The sequence below is a fragment of the Shewanella mangrovi genome, assembly GCF_000753795.1.
GTDB lineage: Bacteria > Pseudomonadota > Gammaproteobacteria > Enterobacterales > Shewanellaceae > Shewanella > Shewanella mangrovi.
The window spans coordinates 143,785-159,922 of record NZ_JPEO01000004.1; the positions used below are offsets into that span (position 1 = coordinate 143,785).

Annotated in this window: 17 protein-coding genes; 9 read left to right on the forward strand and 8 right to left on the reverse strand. The window is 49.9% G+C overall.

All coding sequences use genetic code 11. The annotated features are described in order from the left end of the window. Window positions 1–20: 20 nt before the first annotated feature. The gene (rimO, locus tag HR45_RS08085) at window positions 21–1,463 is read right to left on the reverse strand and encodes a 30S ribosomal protein S12 methylthiotransferase RimO (protein WP_037441736.1); all 1,443 of its coding nucleotides are present in this window, start codon (window positions 1,461–1,463) and stop codon (window positions 21–23) included. Between the two features lie 205 nt (window positions 1,464–1,668). Between rimO and HR45_RS08090 the strand changes: the two genes are divergently transcribed. Next, on the forward strand, window positions 1,669–2,370 hold the full coding sequence (locus HR45_RS08090) for an oxidative stress defense protein (RefSeq protein ID WP_037441738.1): 702 nt from the start codon (window positions 1,669–1,671) through the stop codon (window positions 2,368–2,370). Here HR45_RS08090 and HR45_RS08095 read toward each other — a convergent pair whose 3' ends face one another. Both HR45_RS08095 and HR45_RS08100 read right to left on the reverse strand, forming a co-directional pair. After that, window positions 2,371–2,892, reverse strand: a complete 522-nt coding sequence (locus HR45_RS08095) for a GNAT family N-acetyltransferase (protein WP_037441741.1) — start codon at window positions 2,890–2,892, stop codon at window positions 2,371–2,373. 52 nt (window positions 2,893–2,944) lie between these two features. Continuing rightward, complete coding sequence (locus tag HR45_RS08100) at window positions 2,945–4,435, reverse strand: GGDEF domain-containing protein (RefSeq protein WP_156104038.1); 1,491 nt, start codon at window positions 4,433–4,435, stop codon at window positions 2,945–2,947. 241 nt (window positions 4,436–4,676) lie between these two features. Between HR45_RS08100 and HR45_RS08105 the strand changes: the two genes are divergently transcribed. Beyond that, on the forward strand, window positions 4,677–5,192 hold the full coding sequence (locus tag HR45_RS08105) for a GNAT family N-acetyltransferase (RefSeq protein ID WP_037441743.1): 516 nt from the start codon (window positions 4,677–4,679) through the stop codon (window positions 5,190–5,192). A gap of 48 nt (window positions 5,193–5,240) precedes the next feature. Here the strand turns inward: HR45_RS08105 and HR45_RS08110 are convergent, their stop codons facing one another. Continuing rightward, window positions 5,241–7,400: a methyl-accepting chemotaxis protein gene (locus HR45_RS08110; protein ID WP_187327375.1), complete on the reverse strand. Its 2,160-nt coding sequence runs from the start codon at window positions 7,398–7,400 to the stop codon at window positions 5,241–5,243. 339 nt (window positions 7,401–7,739) lie between these two features. On the opposite strand from HR45_RS08110, the gene HR45_RS08115 reads away from it, so the two are divergent. Together HR45_RS08115 and pncB are read left to right on the forward strand one after the other, a co-directional pair. Then, window positions 7,740–8,366 (forward strand): nicotinamidase, encoded by a 627-nt coding sequence (locus HR45_RS08115; protein WP_037441745.1) that lies wholly within the window; start codon window positions 7,740–7,742, stop codon window positions 8,364–8,366. An 11-nt stretch (window positions 8,367–8,377) separates the two neighbouring features. Then, complete coding sequence (gene pncB, locus HR45_RS08120; RefSeq protein WP_052074601.1) at window positions 8,378–9,643, forward strand: nicotinate phosphoribosyltransferase; 1,266 nt, start codon at window positions 8,378–8,380, stop codon at window positions 9,641–9,643. Window positions 9,644–9,705: 62 nt separating this feature from the next. On the opposite strand, the gene fre is transcribed toward pncB, so the two are convergent. After that, window positions 9,706–10,404, reverse strand: coding sequence for an NAD(P)H-flavin reductase (gene fre, locus HR45_RS08125; protein ID WP_037441747.1), 699 nt, complete (start codon window positions 10,402–10,404; stop codon window positions 9,706–9,708). Between the two features lie 56 nt (window positions 10,405–10,460). After that, a complete protein-coding gene (gene ubiD, locus HR45_RS08130) occupies window positions 10,461–11,942 on the reverse strand; it encodes a 4-hydroxy-3-polyprenylbenzoate decarboxylase (protein WP_037441750.1) in 1,482 nt (493 codons plus the stop codon). Window positions 11,943–12,122: 180 nt separating this feature from the next. On the opposite strand from ubiD, the gene HR45_RS08135 reads away from it, so the two are divergent. After that, on the forward strand, window positions 12,123–12,680 hold the full coding sequence (locus HR45_RS08135) for a hypothetical protein (protein WP_037441752.1): 558 nt from the start codon (window positions 12,123–12,125) through the stop codon (window positions 12,678–12,680). Between the two features lie 36 nt (window positions 12,681–12,716). Here the strand turns inward: HR45_RS08135 and aroQ are convergent, their stop codons facing one another. After that, window positions 12,717–13,163, reverse strand: a complete 447-nt coding sequence (gene aroQ / locus HR45_RS08140; protein ID WP_037441969.1) for a type II 3-dehydroquinate dehydratase — start codon at window positions 13,161–13,163, stop codon at window positions 12,717–12,719. A gap of 68 nt (window positions 13,164–13,231) precedes the next feature. Then, the gene (gene arfB, locus HR45_RS08145; RefSeq protein WP_037441971.1) at window positions 13,232–13,648 is read right to left on the reverse strand and encodes an alternative ribosome rescue aminoacyl-tRNA hydrolase ArfB; all 417 of its coding nucleotides are present in this window, start codon (window positions 13,646–13,648) and stop codon (window positions 13,232–13,234) included. Between the two features lie 126 nt (window positions 13,649–13,774). Here arfB and HR45_RS08150 point away from each other — a divergent pair, with 126 nt between their 5' ends. From HR45_RS08150 to HR45_RS08165, 4 genes are all read left to right on the forward strand, one after another. After that, on the forward strand, window positions 13,775–14,143 hold the full coding sequence (locus HR45_RS08150; RefSeq protein ID WP_037441754.1) for a SpoIIAA family protein: 369 nt from the start codon (window positions 13,775–13,777) through the stop codon (window positions 14,141–14,143). Between the two features lie 32 nt (window positions 14,144–14,175). Continuing rightward, the gene (locus tag HR45_RS19240; protein ID WP_037441757.1) at window positions 14,176–14,346 is read left to right on the forward strand and encodes a DUF3012 domain-containing protein; all 171 of its coding nucleotides are present in this window, start codon (window positions 14,176–14,178) and stop codon (window positions 14,344–14,346) included. Window positions 14,347–14,356: 10 nt separating this feature from the next. Next, window positions 14,357–14,770: a hypothetical protein gene (locus tag HR45_RS08160; RefSeq protein WP_037441759.1), complete on the forward strand. Its 414-nt coding sequence runs from the start codon at window positions 14,357–14,359 to the stop codon at window positions 14,768–14,770. Between the two features lie 189 nt (window positions 14,771–14,959). Then, the gene (locus tag HR45_RS08165; protein ID WP_052074602.1) at window positions 14,960–16,132 is read left to right on the forward strand and encodes an efflux RND transporter periplasmic adaptor subunit; all 1,173 of its coding nucleotides are present in this window, start codon (window positions 14,960–14,962) and stop codon (window positions 16,130–16,132) included. Window positions 16,133–16,138: the final 6 nt, after the last annotated feature.

Here is a 16,138-nt window from a genome sequence, read left to right on the forward strand (position 1 = left end):
CTTTTTTTGCTCGATGGCGGTTAGCCAATCTCAGTTTCGTCCGGCATATCTACCAGTTCTGCCCACATATCGTGTTCATCTGAGTGAGTAATCACGGCTCGCACTAAATTTCCCGGCGCTAACTCAGTTTCACCATTAATAAACACCATGCCATCAATCTCAGGTGCATCCGCGTAGCAACGGCCAATAGCGCCTTCTTCGTCGACGTCATCAATCAGGACATCCAGTTCGCGGCCCACTAAGCGCGCTAAACGTTCAGCACTGATCTCTGCTTGGACTTCCATAAAGCGCATATAGCGATCTTCTTTTACCTCTTCGCTGATCATCGCTTCACCCAGTGAGTTGGCAGCAGCGCCTTCCACTTCCGAGTACTTAAAGCAACCAACGCGATCCAGACGTGCTTCTTTGAGGAAGTCGAGCAGGATTTGGAAGTCTTCTTCGGTTTCACCCGGGAAACCGACGATAAAGGTAGAACGGATCACTAAGTCCGGGCAGATTTCACGCCATTTACGGATCGACTCTAGCTGACGGTCAATACGGCCTGGGCGTTTCATCAATTTGAGCACCCGTGGGCTGGCATGCTGCAGCGGCAGATCCAGATAAGGTAACACTAAACCTTCTGCCATCAGCGGGATTAACTCATCTACCCAAGGGTATGGATAAACGTAGTGTAAGCGCACCCACGCGCCCATTTGTCCCAGATGGCGAGCGAGTTCAGTGATATTTTGTTTCACTGGCATGCCGTTCCAAAAACCGGTGCGGCCACCTTGGTCTTTGCCATAAGCTGAGGTGTCCTGGCTCACGACCAAAATTTCTTGAACGCCGCTTTCCACCAGACGCTTAGCTTCATCTAACACGCTACCCACTTCACGGCTGTCGAGATCGCCGCGCAATGATGGAATGATGCAGAAGGTACAGCGGTTATCACAACCCTCAGAAATCTTCAGATAGGCGTAATGCTTGGGCGTTAATTTCACGCCAGTTTGCGGTACCAGTGAAGTGAATGGATCATGGTCTGGCTTTGGCACATATTTGTGTACGTGCTCAAGCACCGCTTCATAGCTGTGCGGACCGGTGATTTCCAGTACGTCAGGGTGCACTTCGCGGATTTGGTTTTCCTTCGCACCTAAACAGCCAGTCACTAACACTTTACCGTTTTCTTCCAGCGCTTCACGGATAGCGTCTAATGATTCTTCAACTGCTGCGTCGATAAAACCGCAGGTATTTACAATCACTAAATCGGCATCGTTATAGGTGTTTGTCACCTCATAACCATCAATACGCAGTTGCGTCAGAATGCGTTCTGAATCCACTAAATTCTTTGGACAACCAAGGCTGACAAAACCGATACGGTTACCATTGGTCACAGTGTCTGCAGTACCAGAGGTTTGCGCGAGGGTTTTCTGCGCTGTTTCCAGCGTGGTGGTCTGTTTTGGGTCAAAAGTCTCGACTGAATTTTTCAAGATAGGCGTTCCGCGATGCTATTAATTGGCTGAGCCAATGGCCCAGAAAAATAAGGCGGCGATTATACCGCAGCCAGTTAAAAGGTACAGCGTGAGTGCTTAAAAATCATCCTGAAGCGCGACTGAACAAAAGCTGAGTAACACTTGCCAAATTGACGACCTTCTCCTAGCGTAAACCAAGTCATAATGGTTCAAGGAACATTGCATGAAATTGAATGGTGTAAAAGTAGCGTTAATCTGTGGTTTACCGACATTGTTTAGCGCCTATGCCAGCGTTGCGGCCGATATTCCCTTGTTAGAAACCGTAGGCGTCAGCCAAATTGAAGCTGAGCCGGATCTGGCCGAAGTCACTGTTGCCGTAGTCGCTAAAGGCGATAGTGCTTCAGCTGCCAAGCAACAGGCGGATAAAGCGGTGTCGTTGTTTGTTGAGCGTCTGCTTAAGTCTGGTGTCGCTAAGCAGGATATTAGCAGCGCCAATCTCAATCTGGCTCCAGAGTATCGTTACCCTAAAGATGAACAACCGGTATTGGTCGGTTATCGTGCCAGCCGTGATGTGACTTTACAGCTCAAGTTGCCACAGCTAAATGAAGTGCTTGATAAAGCGTTAGCCGAAGGACTTAACAGCGTGCGCCAGATTAACCTGAAATCGAGCAAAGAGACGCAGTTACGCCTACAAGCCCGAGATGCTGCGATTGCAGATGCTAAACAGAAAGCCAAAGCCTTGGCAAAAGGCTTTGATAGCAAGCTTGATGGTGTATGGTCGATTCGCTACTTCGAGCAAACACCTGTGGCGCAGCTAAGATTTAGTACGGCGGAGATGAAGCAAGCATCGAGCGATCAGAGTTACCAATATGGTACGGTTAAGTTCAATGATCGCGTCGAAGTCAGCTATAAACTGAAACCGTAATCAGCCATCAATCGGTTGTGAGGGGGGTGGCAGAATACGCTGGTAAAACGCTAGGTCCAGCCAACGCCCGAATTTAAATGCGACTTGTGGCAGGGTGCCAGTATGTTGAAAACCGAGGCTTTCATGCAACTTGATACTGGCTTGGTTGCTGGCATCAATAGCACCCACCATCACATGTAGTTGTTGTGCAATAGCCCGCTCAATTAAGACTTGCATCAGTGCGTTGGCCACCCCTTGTCCACGGTGTTCACTCGCGACGTACACTGAGTGTTCCACCGAATATTTGTTGGCCGGATAACCGCGAAAGGGACCATAACTGGCAAACCCCATCAGCTCCCCCGCACTATTTTCCATGCCGATAACTGGAAACTGTTGCTCAGCTTTGCTGGCAAACCATTGTGCAATACGCGCCTCATCCCTTGGTTGGTATTCATAAAGCGCGGTTGTGTTAGCAATGGCATCGTTGAAAATCGTCAGAATGGCCTGTCCATGTCGGCTCGGACTGCAGTCAATAATTTGCATGGGGGAAACAGCAACAAAAGGTTAATTAACCCCAGTATGCCACACTAATTTGTTAGAGCGAATGCACGTTTGGTGGTGAGCTATCGTCGGTGTCATTTGCGGCAATGATCTTATCCCTGCCCAGTTTTTTTGCTTCGAGCAGCAGGCAATCAGCACGCTCAAACGCCTTCAAAACGGTATCTTCAGCCGCAATTTCAGTTACGCCCGCGCTGCACTTTAACTGGATGTCCAGATGTTCTAACTTCAGCGCTTGTACTTTTTTGCGCATGACTTGCAGCAGTTGCTGTGCTTGCTGCAAATCGTAGCCGGGCAATAGCAGCATAAATTCATCACCGCCAAAGCGACCAAACAGATCGGCCGGTCCTAACTGGGCCATTACTGTTTGGCTTAACTGTTTCAGCGCAATATCACCCACCGTATGGCCATAGGTATCATTGATATTTTTGAAGTGATCAATATCAAACACCACCAAGCAGATAGGTTGTTGATAATAACGTGCGCGTTGTAGCTCGCGATTGGCAGATTGAAAAAAATACTGTCTGGCAAGCACTTTGGTCAACGCATCTTTGCGGGTAATTTCTTGCAGACGTTCGTTATTGGATGCTAATACCGGAATGAGCAACCCAAAGTAGGTACTAGCGGCTAACACGCTGATAGAAAACTGATAAATCAGCGCATCATCGCCTAAGCTCAACAGTTTAACTAAGATCGCAGTCACACAGCTAAGCAGCGCGATACTGATTGCACTACGTAGTGGCGTTTCGGTATAGACAATCCACATCTGGACCACACCAATAAAGAAGATGCCGAAGGCGAGCTCCCGCACCTGAAAATGTGCGGCGGAAAACATGATGATACTGGATAACAATGCGGCGAAACTGAGTTTGCCAATAAAGGGCCACAAAGGGCCTGGCGACTGACGTAGGCCGATTTCACTGAGCCAAATACCACTATTGGGGAAAATGCGACTGATTAAGCCAATCGACAGCGGTGTGAGCACCATAATGCCAATCAGGTCGCCAATCCATAATGGTAGCCACAGGAAACTGGCATCTTCGTTAGCGGAGATAGCACCGCCCAGCATCAAGGAAATTTGAATGCAGTAACTGGCGCTCAACGAAGCTAAGGGGCCGATAATCAGAAAGGCCAACATCAACCGTGGTAGCTTCTGTTCATCGTTGTGAATGAACACTCTCAGTAAACTTGCGCTGGCGTAGTAAGGCAGCATATGCGCTAAGGAAAATAGACTCCCGATGGTTAATAGCTGCGACGCTGTCATGTCCGTTTGGTAGAGATAACCTTCCCAAAAGGTGACCAGTACACAACTGATTGCAATACTGGGAATAGCCCTTAATCCGAGCAATAGAAAGGCGGCAAAACTCGCGCCTGCCGGGGGAAACCAGATGCTGGCATGTGGCGCATATTCCATCAACGCAGCAACACGCCAAAGTACCAGCCACAAAATAATCAGTAGCAAATCACTTAGCATTGGCACCCGCATGAGTTGGCGACTAAACCACAACGGAATGCTTAGTTTATTCAACGTGTTATCTTGAGGTGCTAATTCTGGCAAGTTGCCTCTCAAATTCCCGCTAGGCGGAGAATCGTTATGGATATGTTATGGTAACCAACCTAATGCTTGATTTTAGTCTGACAGCGCTCAATTTTGCTAGCTAAAACCCAGATTATTCGACTATTCCACAAGGTGTTTGGTGATAATTTCGCTGGTTTTTGCATGCTTCAACAGGCTAATAAACAGATAAAAAATGACAAGGGTGAGCACAATGCAGCTGATTGAACCAAATGTGCAGTTAAAAGCGGCGTTTAATCGTTTTTATCAAGATTTCTTGCGCTGGGAGCCCGCTAACGCAGGTTATTATGCGAAAGGGAGTGACGACTTCAGCGGTTATATTCAGCAGTTAGCCGCCGAGGCTAAAGGTGAACGGCTGCAGCCAGAGCAGGTGCCATGTAACCATTATTGGTTGGTAGACCAGGAAAATATTGTTGGTGCTATTCGACTGCGACATCACATAGATACACCTTACCTGAACTGGGAAGGCGGCCATATTGGCTATGACGTCGCGCCTTCGCAGCGAAACCAAGGCTATGCCACCGCTATGTTGCGTTTGGTGCTTGAGCAGGCAAAAGTGAAGGGTTTTGAACGCGTGTTGCTGGTGGCCGAGGAGCGTAATACCGCATCCTGTAAAGTCATAGAAGCCAATGGTGGCAAGCTCGAAGCTGTGATTGTTGGGCGTGATGATCCGGAACCGCTGGTCCGTTATTGGATTTCGTTGATCTAATCAAATCCGCATCGCAACACGCAGTTGGCGATGCGGATTTACCTCCTGTTAGTTCACTCTAAAGCGGGCCACTAACTCTTTGAGTTGAGTGGATTGCCGCAGCAACTCTCCAGCAGATTCGTTACAGGCGTTAGCGTTTTCACTATTGCGCTGTGTCACGCCATCGACCTGATTCAGACCCGCAGTGGTTTCATTGATACCTTGTACCTGTTCTTCTGACGCCACGGCAATATTGGCGACTAATGCCGACACCTCTTCGGTTGAGGCGCGAATTTGTGTCAGCGCTTCAGCGGTGCGCTGTGAAATCGCAATTCCCGACTGAGTATTACTCGAGCTTTCATCAATCAACTTGGCGGCATCACTGGCCGCATCAGCACTGCGTTGTGCTAACTGTCTGACTTCGTCGGCTACCACCGCAAAGCCGCGGCCAGCATCACCAGCACGTGCGGCTTCAATCGCGGCGTTCAAGGCCAGCAGATTGGTTTGTGACGTGATTTCATCAATTGCATTAATAATCTGATGAATGCGTTCTCCAGAATCATGGATTGCCTTCATGGCTGCCACCATCTCTTCCATATGGCTGGCGCCTTTTTCGGCGGCAGCTCGTGACTCATTGGAGAAACGGTTGGCTTTGTCGGCGTTCTCTGCGTTGGCCGATGTTTGGCTGGATATCTCCACCATGGCCGCGCCCATCTGGGTAATCGAGGAGGCCGACTGCATAGCGCCGTCAGACAAAACTTCACTCAGGTTAGACACTTGGGTGGAGTTATCGGCGATACTGTCGGAGGTTTGCTGAATCTGTCGCACCAGTTGGCTAAGATGCGCCACCATCTCTCGCAACGCTTGTCCCAATTGATCGCTGCTGGAGGCCAGTTCAACATTGACGGTGAGATCGCCTTCACTGATACGTTTCGCGAGCGCCGCACGGTCATTCAAACTGCTGCACATTTCGTTGAGTGCTTCTGCTAACTGGCCCACTTCATCGCCGGACTGGTGCTGCATACGTTTGGAGAAATCGCCCAGACGAATGGTACGGGCAACATTGGCTGCCTCGCGAATTGGGCGGGCGATAGTGCCTGCAGAAAGCCACAACGCAATTAACGCGGCAATCGTCACGGCGATACCAACGGCGAACTGCCAGACGACCGCGCTACGACCATTTTCGGCTAACTCATTGCCGAGCGCCATCGCCTCGGCTAACACTTCGGCTTTCGGCACATCAATCATAATCGCCCAAGGCTTACCGGTTTTGCCCATAATAATCGGCGCGACGACTTTCATTGTTTGTGTCTGCTTGTCGTCATTCAATACCGCTTTACCCTGCTGAATGCGTTCAATGGCTTGCTGTGCGGCATCATTACCCAGTACCTGCGCAAGTGGTTGACCAATCTTGTCGGGTTGCTGACTACTGGCGACCACTAATCCTTGATAGCTGACGATAGTGACTTCTGAAGTGCCGTTGTATAACTCTTTTTGGAGTTTGGTGGTCAGTTGCTGCACAAAGTTGAGGTCGTAATCGACACCCACCACACCATAAAATTCGCCGTTTTCGACAATCGGCGAGGAGATGGTTGCCAGCCATACCTGCTTCCCCTGCACAACGTAAGGAATCGGGTCTAACACACTTGGTTGTAAGGTTGCCTTAGGGCCGCTATACCAGCCGCCTTTCAGCACCCCATTGGGATGTTTGGCGTCGGTGTCGTATTCCACCAAGGCTTGCACAGCGATATTACCGGCAGCATTACGTGTCCAGTAAGGGGTAAAGCGTCCAGTTTCAGTATGGCTACCGTCAGTGCCGCCAGTAAAATCGGCATCGCGCCCATCGAGCGCATTGGGCTCCCAGCAGGAATACGTCCCGTTGAGATCTTTATACTGAGTCAACACGTTGTAGAGGATATGGTTAACTTCATCGCGGCTCATATCCACGTGGCGCGCATTGGAATGGACTAAATCAAAGCTGCTGGCGAGGGTTTGGGTGATATCCAGTGCGTGTTCAAATTCGGTGGCAATAATTCCCGCACGTTCTTGTGCAAGTGTAAGCAGGCTGTCGCTGGCTTGTTTTTCAACCAAGGTACCGACGCGGTCAGAGACTAATTGTTCATTTTGGTTGGCACTGTAGAGCGCATAGCCAATGAGTGTTACTGCTGAAATTAGAAGGCATATCCCTGCCACAGCGGCAATTTTCCCTTGAATTGATGCAATTTTCATTAATGAATTTCCTTGCACAAAGTATCTAAGTCGAGGGGGTGTTATGTCTTAAAAAAGTCTGGCTGATTTTGAGTCATTTGCCACTTTCCACTTAAAAAATCTAATAAATTTCTACGAATTGAGCGGGCTTGGAAGAGGGCTGATGTGGCAACTCATCGCCAATAATGTGGCTTGTTACCTCGGCGTTTTGTGCGTGAGCAAGTAGCTGTCTGCACAGCGGCCAAGTTATGTCGCACGGTTTAAAAACGACGCATAAGGCAGTTTTTACTTAGAGCAATACGCCAGCTTTGCTATAGTGCGCGTACAGGAAGATATTATCTGTTCCGAAGGAATGAGCTTATGATTGCTTCGTTTGACGTTGATGCTCAGCGTACCTTTACACCACTTTGCCCCAATGAACTACCGGTCAGCGGTGGTGATGAAATAGCGGCCGAATTGAATGCCCAAGCGGCACTGGCTGATTTCCGTATTGCCTCAAAAGACGCGCATAGCGCTACCGCGAAATGGGTGGTCGATGCCCCAGAAAAAATGCTGCAGCCGCTGGACTATGCTGATGCAGATTTAACTTGGGTGCGTCATGCCGAGCCGGGTACCGAAGGCTTTGAATTAATTCCCGGCTTACCAGCACCTGCCGAGTATGACTTTTTGGTCTACAAAGGTGTGGAAGCCGCAATGCATCCCTATGGTGCTTGCTACCATGATTTGGCGAACCGTATCTCCACCGGTGTGATTGAATGGTTGCAGCAAAAAGAGGTGAACACCGTTATTGTCGGTGGGCTAGCGTTAGATTTTTGCGTGAAAACGACCGCATTGCAGCTGGCTGAAGCGGGTTTCCGTGTGTATCTCAACCTCGCTGCGTGTCGTGCTATCAGCGAAGAGGGCGCACAACAGGCTTGTAACGAGATGCAGGCCGCTGGGATTATTCTCACTCAAGATGCGGCTGTGTTGTCCGCCATGCTCGGCTAAGGAGAGCCTTTATGTTTCAATCGCTTGCAGTTCAAAGCCTGTTGGACACCGATTTTTATAAACTCACCATGCAACAGGCTTATCTGCATCAGCAACCCCATACCAAATCCCGTTGGACCTTCCGCTGCCGCAGCAATGAAGATCTAAGTATGTATGTTAATCCGCTGCGTGAGCAATTTGATCGCATGGCGGAACTCAGCGCTAGCGATGCGCAGTTGGCACATCTGGCACAGTATCCCTTCTTAAAAAGCGATTATCTGGAATTTTTGCGACTGTTTCGCTTTAACCCGAAATTTATTGATGTGAGTGCAGAAGACGGCCAGTTGGTGATTGAAGCAAATGGTCCACTATTGCACGTATCGCCGATGGAAATTCCGGTATTGGCAACCGTCTCGGAAATTCGCAATCGCTATCGTTATCCTGAGATCGATTGCGACAAAATCTATGCTGCGACTCAGCAGAAAATTGAAATTCTCGAACGTCTGGGCGACAAAGTGGATTTAAGCGATTTTCTGTTCACGGACTTTGGTACCCGTCGTCGTTTTAGTTTTAATGCGCAAAAGCAGGTGCTGACACAGTTAAAAGATGCCTTACCGAACCATTTTGCAGGAACGTCTAATCCACATTTGGCGATGGAGCTGAATCTGCGCTGCCAAGGCACCATGGCGCATGAATGGCTGCAGAGTCACCAGGCGTTGAACTATCGCTTGGTGGATAGCCAGAAAATGGCGTTGGAAAACTGGGTTAAAGAGTATCGTGGTGACTTAGGCGTGGCGTTAACTGATGTGATTGGGGTGGATGCCTTCTGTCGCGACCTCGACCGCTATCTGGCAAAACTCTACGACGGTTTCCGCCATGACAGTGGTGACCCCATCGTCTGGGGCGAGAAAATTATTAAACGCCTAGAAGTGCTGGATGTCGATCCGACCTACAAACGTTTAGTGTTCTCCGATGCGCTCGATTTTGAACGTGCGGTGCATATCTACAAACATTTCCGCGGCCGTATTAATACGTCATTTGGTATCGGCACCTGGCTGATGGGCGATATGTTTGAAAATGATCCGATCAATATTGTGATGAAGTTGACCAAGCTCAACGGCATGCCAGTGGCGAAAATCTCGGATACGCCAGGCAAAACCATGTGTGATGACGAGAACTTCCTACGGTATCTGATGCAGGTATTTCAGGTTGAGGACAGTGCCCAGCAAAAAGTGCTACAGCAGTTTTTTGATCGCGATAAGTTGATTGATGATCGCGACCCTGTGTACACAGGTTGAGCCTAACCTCAGTGACGAAAAGCCCGCTTGCAGCGGGCTTTTTAATGAATAATCACCATGGATTATTTGATAAAGGCAAAGGCATCACCGTAAAGATGCTGCTCTTCAACACCCATTTCACGGAATAACTCGCGGGCTGCGCCTACCATAGGGAAGCGTCCGGCAATATAGATGTCATAGCCGCTGATACTGACAAAGTCTTGTTTGATCTGATCGAGCAAGCGATTCGTGCGCCCGTTCCAGTCGGCAGGTGCTTCTTCCACTACTGGCACAAAGTGCAACCATGGGTAGGCATCATGCCACTGACGAGCGATGGATTCGTAATACATTGCAGAAGGTGTACGGCAGCCCCAATAGAGCGTGGTTTCCACATTCTGCGCTAATGCAATTTGTTGCTCGACAATGCTTTTGATGTATGAAAAGCCTGTACCACCGGCAATCAGGATTCGCGGACGATGGCTTTCATGACGCAGAAATGCATTCCCTGCGGGCGCTTCAATCAGCACTTCGCCTTGCTCTCGCAGCAACTCAACCACCTGCATCGGATAGCTTTCACTGACCGCAGCGCCAATGTGCAGCTCCAGCAGTTCGCTTCCCGGTGCCGATGCAATTGAAAATGGACGCTTATCTTTTTCACCCATCACAATGCTGAGATACTGGCCTGCTGCAAACTCAAACGGGCGCTCTGGGCGCAACGTCACTTGATATACGGCATCATTAAATGGCGCTAGTTGTTCTACTTTGCAGCGAATGCTGTTCATGCGGTTTCCTCATCAACTCTGTTTGCTGACAACGGTGTTCAGCAACAAACGATAGCTTAAAGCGTTGGTGCATCATCAATGCCGAGCTTATCCCAAATATGGTCAACTTTCTGTTTGACGGCATCGTCCATCTTAATCGGTGTGCCCCATTCACGTTGGGTTTCACCCGGCCATTTATTGGTGGCATCAAGCCCCATCTTGGAGCCAAGTCCTGCGACTGGTGACGCAAAATCCAGATAGTCGATCGGTGTATTATCCATCAGTACCGTATCGCGAATAGGGTCCATACGGGTCGTGATCGCCCAGATCACGTCTTCCCAGTTGCGGCAGTTCACATCGTCATCAACCACGACAATAAATTTAGTGTACATAAACTGACGCAGGAACGACCACGCGCCCATCATCACCCGCTTGGCGTGCCCAGCATATTGCTTACGTATGGAGATGACTGCCATACGGTAAGAGCAGCCTTCAGGCGGCAGATAGAAGTCGACAATCTCTGGATACTGTTTACGTAAAATCGGCACAAACACTTCGTTTAACGCCAAGCCCAACATCGCTGGCTCATCCGGTGGACGGCCGGTGTAGGTGCTGTGGTAAATGGCATCTTTACGATGGCTGATATGAGTGACAGTAAATACGGGAAACTTATCCGTCTCATTGTAGTAACCTGTATGGTCGCCGTACGGGCCTTCAACCGCCATTTCATCTGGATCAATATAGCCTTCCAGAATGATTTCACTGGTGGCTGGCACTTCGAGATCGCAGGTCAGCGACTTGGTGACTTCGGTGCGCTCACCACGCAGCAGTCCGGCAAAGGCATATTCACTCATACCGTCGGGTACTGGCGTTACCGCGCCTAAGATGGTCACAGGATCGCTGCCCAGTGCCACCACGACCGGATATTTTTCACCGGGAAATTTCTCTTTGAAATCTTGGAAGTCGAGTGCACCGCCGCGATGGGAAAGCCAGCGCATGATCAGCTTATTCTTACCCAGCAGCTGTTGGCGATAGATACCAATATTTTGTCGTTTCTGCCGTGGCCCTTTGGTGATGGTTAAGCCCCAGGTAACTAAGGGCGCAGCATCGCCCGGCCAGCAATGTTGCACTGGCAATTGGGTGAGATCGACGTCATCACCGCTAATGATCACTTCCTGGCACGGTGCCTTACGCACCGATTTCGGCGGCATATTTAACGCTTGTTTAAAAAGTGGCAGTTTTTCGATGGCATCTTTAAAGCCGCGTGGTGGCTCAGGCTCTTTGAGGAATGATAGCAATTCGCCCACTTCTCGCAGCGCCAACGGATCTTCCTTGCCGAGTGCCATTGCAACCCTTTTTGGCGTGCCAAACAGGTTTAGGAGTACTGGCATCGACTTGCCAATCGGGTTTTCAAACAGCAGAGCTGGACCACCGTTACGCAACACGCGATCGCCAATTTCTGTCATTTCCAGATGTGGATCGACAGGGTGGCTGATGCGTTTTAACTCTCCCTGACTTTCTAGGTGCGCTAGAAAGCTGCGTAAGTCCTTAAAACTCATGTGGATACCAGTTGAATGACAAAAGTGTGATGGCGCGCACTATACCATTTTTCTGCTGAGCGGTTAACCATTTGCAGCAGCAAATCCTCAAAGCACCAATGTAAGTTTGTGCAAGCATCTATGCGTTCAATTATTCGCCGAGGTAGAATAAAGCAAAGGGCACGTTGAAGGAGGCCTAACATGAGACATTATGTGAAAACTTGGCTGTTGTGCTTGGCGCTAATAACCCTAGTTGTATCGCCTGCCTATGCCGGCCATCGTGGCGGTTATTATCATCCTAGTCATCACCATTATCGCCATCATCATAACGATTGGGGCTGGTATCTTGGTTTATCGACGTTGGTGTTGTTGCCGGAGATTATTCGTCAAACGCAGCCGAGAATGCCTGAGCCTTATCCATACTATGCTCCGTATGCCCCCGCAGTGACAGTAACTCCCTTGAGTCCTTATGCGCAGGATTATGACGCTAGCTATGGCAATGACGATGCACTACCGCAGAATGACTCGGCATATGCTAAAAGTGATGCCGCAACTGATCTGGAGAGCGGCGCAGATATGGTGACTACTTCTAGAAATGCAGCGCGCAGTTACGAGCGACCAACACTGCAATCGGGTGTGCGTTCACTCCCCGCCAATGCGCGTGTGATTCAAACGGCACATGGCACCGAATATGAGTGGCTGGGACAACGCTATCATTACGATTGGCAAACAGAACTTTATATGCCATTGAGCCGCTAACGGATTAGCACTCAACGGCATGCGGAGGTGGGCGAATTAGCCCACTTTTTTTAGGTGCCGCATGGCGGCAGTGAGCGCAAACTCGTAGCCTTGGGCGCCTAAGCCAGCAATAACACCAACGGCTTTATCAGACAGGTATGAGTGATGTCGGAATGGCTCTCTGGCGTGAATGTTCGACAAGTGCACTTCAATAAAGGCCAAGTCTACGCCTAAAAATGCATCCCGCAGCGCCACGCTGGTGTGGGTTAAACCGCCTGGATTGATAATCGCAAAGCCGGCATCACTGGCGTGAATGGCTTCAATCAATTCATATTCGGCATTGGATTGCAGATGGTCTAGTTGATAACCACCGCCAGACGCTTGGGCATGCAGTACGCCTACGATGTCATCCAATGTCTGACTGCCATAAATTTCTGGCTCACGTCGCCCGAGCAAGTTGAGGTTCGGTCCGTTAAGCAGCAGAATTTTTCCTTTATTACGCATCATAACTTTGCCTTAGCACTGTGGCTGGTGCTGTTGATTTCAGCACTTTGAAAATGCTTTGTCGATGATCAACCAATAAATTTTTGTTGCCGCAGCGCCTTAGTATTGCCACGTTTTTTCTTGCTATCCATACGGCGTTGCTGGCTGCCATAGGTCGCTTTAGTGGCAATGCGCTTCTTGGTCACTATAGTGACAGAGCGCAGCAGTTCAATAAATTGCGCCAGCGCTTGTTGGCGATTGTCGTCTTGGCTGCGGCTTTGTTGGCACTTGATGATCACTTTGCCACTTTGGGTGATGCGGTGATCACTCAAAGTGAGCAGTTTTTGTTGATAGAACTCAGGCAAGCTGGAGGCGCGAATATCAAAAATGAGCTGCACCGCCGTGGAGACTTTGTTCACATGTTGACCGCCTGCGCCGCTGGCACGAATAAACTGCCATTCGATTTCATTTTCTGAAACTTGCACACGGTTTGATATATTAATCATTGGCAAACTACCGCCAGTTGAAGTCATTCAGTTGTACATCGGCAATCGAACGATGTTGTTAGCAAGTGCAGTCTAACACTGTTATCATTCGCCCGGTCGCGTTTCCGGGTTTTGGAGCCAATCTATATGTTGTGTCAGATCCCTGATATCTCCAAAGGGATTATCAGTTTATTTGCCAGTGGACGTATCTCGGCACTGGATTATCGCACCAAACTACAGCCAGCGATTAAAGGCTATCGTCAGGATTGGGGGCAAGTCTGCCTCTATATCGAAGCTGACGTATTGCTTGAAGGGTGGGAGACCCACTCGCTCTCAGGTGTTGGCGAAGTGCAATTGCCGGAGTTTGATGCCTTGGTATTTGTGGGCGGCCCCGACTGGGTCGGTAACGCAGTGCGCCTATTAGGGCCATTTGTCAGTGGTGAAATTGCCTGGTATCCGCTGGAGCGCAAGCAAGAGGCTATCAATTGGATTTGTAAGCGCTCTCATATTGAGTGATTACAAGTAGACTTTTACAAGGAATCTACGTCATGAAAAAATTCGCAATGCTGATGCTTAGCCTGTGTGCGGTAACTTGGCTGAGTGCCTGTGCGCCTGAAGTCGGCAGTGACGCTTGGTGCAAGCAGATGAAAGAAAAAGACAGCGGTGATTGGACCGCAAATGAAGCCAAAGATTACGCCAAACACTGCGTATTCAAATAAGCGAGATTTGATGCTGTTCAAGCGAAGCAACCGTTATTTGTTGGCGATGATGCTAGTGCTGATCCAAGCTGTGTTACCAGCGGTAGCACAGCATCAGTTGCATGCGGGAAATCGTTATGAAGAGTCGCTGCAGCATCAACATATCACCTTTACTCAGCCAGTGATGGCAGTGGATGATTGTGCACTGCATGACTGCGATCCCGAGCACTCAAGCGCTGAACAACATCATTATCCTCATCAAGATCAGCAGTTAGTTGATCTTTGTTTAGATTGCCCGTGTCACGGCAGTCATCTTTCGTTACCTCAACTTAATCTTCCTCAACTGCCCGTTGGCGCTACGCCATTGGTGACTGCGGCTGAGCTGCATTATGTCACTCAAGCGCTTGAGCCTGCCTACCGACCTCCAATTACTGCGGTTGTCTGAAACTTTTTATTAGCAAATTAACAGGTCAATTTTCGCTGCGTTTAGCGCGAAGTGGCTGCCGTGATTTGCTGTTTTATTTCAGATGACTTGGTGAATTTGCCACACGCTCGATTGCGATTGCGATTGCGATTGCGATTGCATTTGCGATGGCGTGATGCATGGCATTCACCAATGCCGGAGTGAATTTCTGTGTCAAATAATTCTATCCTATGGCAGCCCGCGGGCCTGCTGAGCTTTATTACGCTATTTTCATTGAGTGCCAGCGCGCTCGCCTTTCAACTTGATAGCGATGTCGCGCCGCAGCATCAATCAGCACCAGCCGCGGAACATGCACATGCCTCTGCCGCTGCGCTGCACGACGAGCCACAACCTTTGCAGCTGACTGCTGAGCAAAAGCAGCTCGCCAACATCGAACTTGGCCAAGCGCAGCAAGGTTTTAATCCCTCCTTTACCACGGTGGCGGTGCTCGATGTCGACCGTGACCGCAGCTATACCTTAGTGCCGCAACTCGATGTGCGAGTGCTCAAGCGGCATATTTCGCCGGGGCAATTAGTGCAGCAAGGCCAAGCGTTACTCACTCTGGGTGGCGTGGCGGTGGCCGAAGCACAAGCGGCGTTTATTAATGCCGACAGCGATTGGCAACGGATCAGCGCTATGAGCAGCAGTGCCATCAGCGATAGCGACCGCGCCGCGGCGCAAGTGGCGGTCGAGCAAGCGCGTGCGGTGCTGCAAGCCTTACCTATGACACCAGTGCAAATCGCCCAGTTGCGTAACAACCCTAAGCTGATTGGGCAGTTTGAGTTGTTGGCACCGATTTCTGGGCGAGTACAGCAGGACCAAAGCCGTCTAGGCCAACTGCAACAGGCGGGGCAAGTGTTGCTGCAGTTGACCGACGAATCGTCGTTGTGGGTGGCAGCAGAGCTCACGCCGACCCAAGCATCGCAACTGGCCGATGCAACACAAATCCTAGTACGCATTGATGAGCAACTACTGCCCGCAGCGGTGATTGGCCGCACCCATCAGTTAAACAATGCTACCCGTACCGAGCGCTTATTGGCGCGGCTTGATAACCGCCAAACTCGTTGGCATGCGGGGCAATTTGCCGAAGTGATGTTGCCACAGCCAAGCCTTGAGGGCGTGCTGTTACCTGATAGTGCCTTAACGCGCAGTAGCGATGGTGACTGGCAGGTATTTATCGCGACTGAACAGGGATTTATCGCGCAAGAGGTGGACATTCTGCGTTCGCAGCGCGGTTGGCATTTAGTGGCGGGCGTGAGTAGTGACAGCCAGTTAGTGCTGCGCGGCGCCTTCTTTCTTGCAGCTGAGCTAGCGAAGTCTGGCTTTGATGTGCATAACCACTAAGGAGGC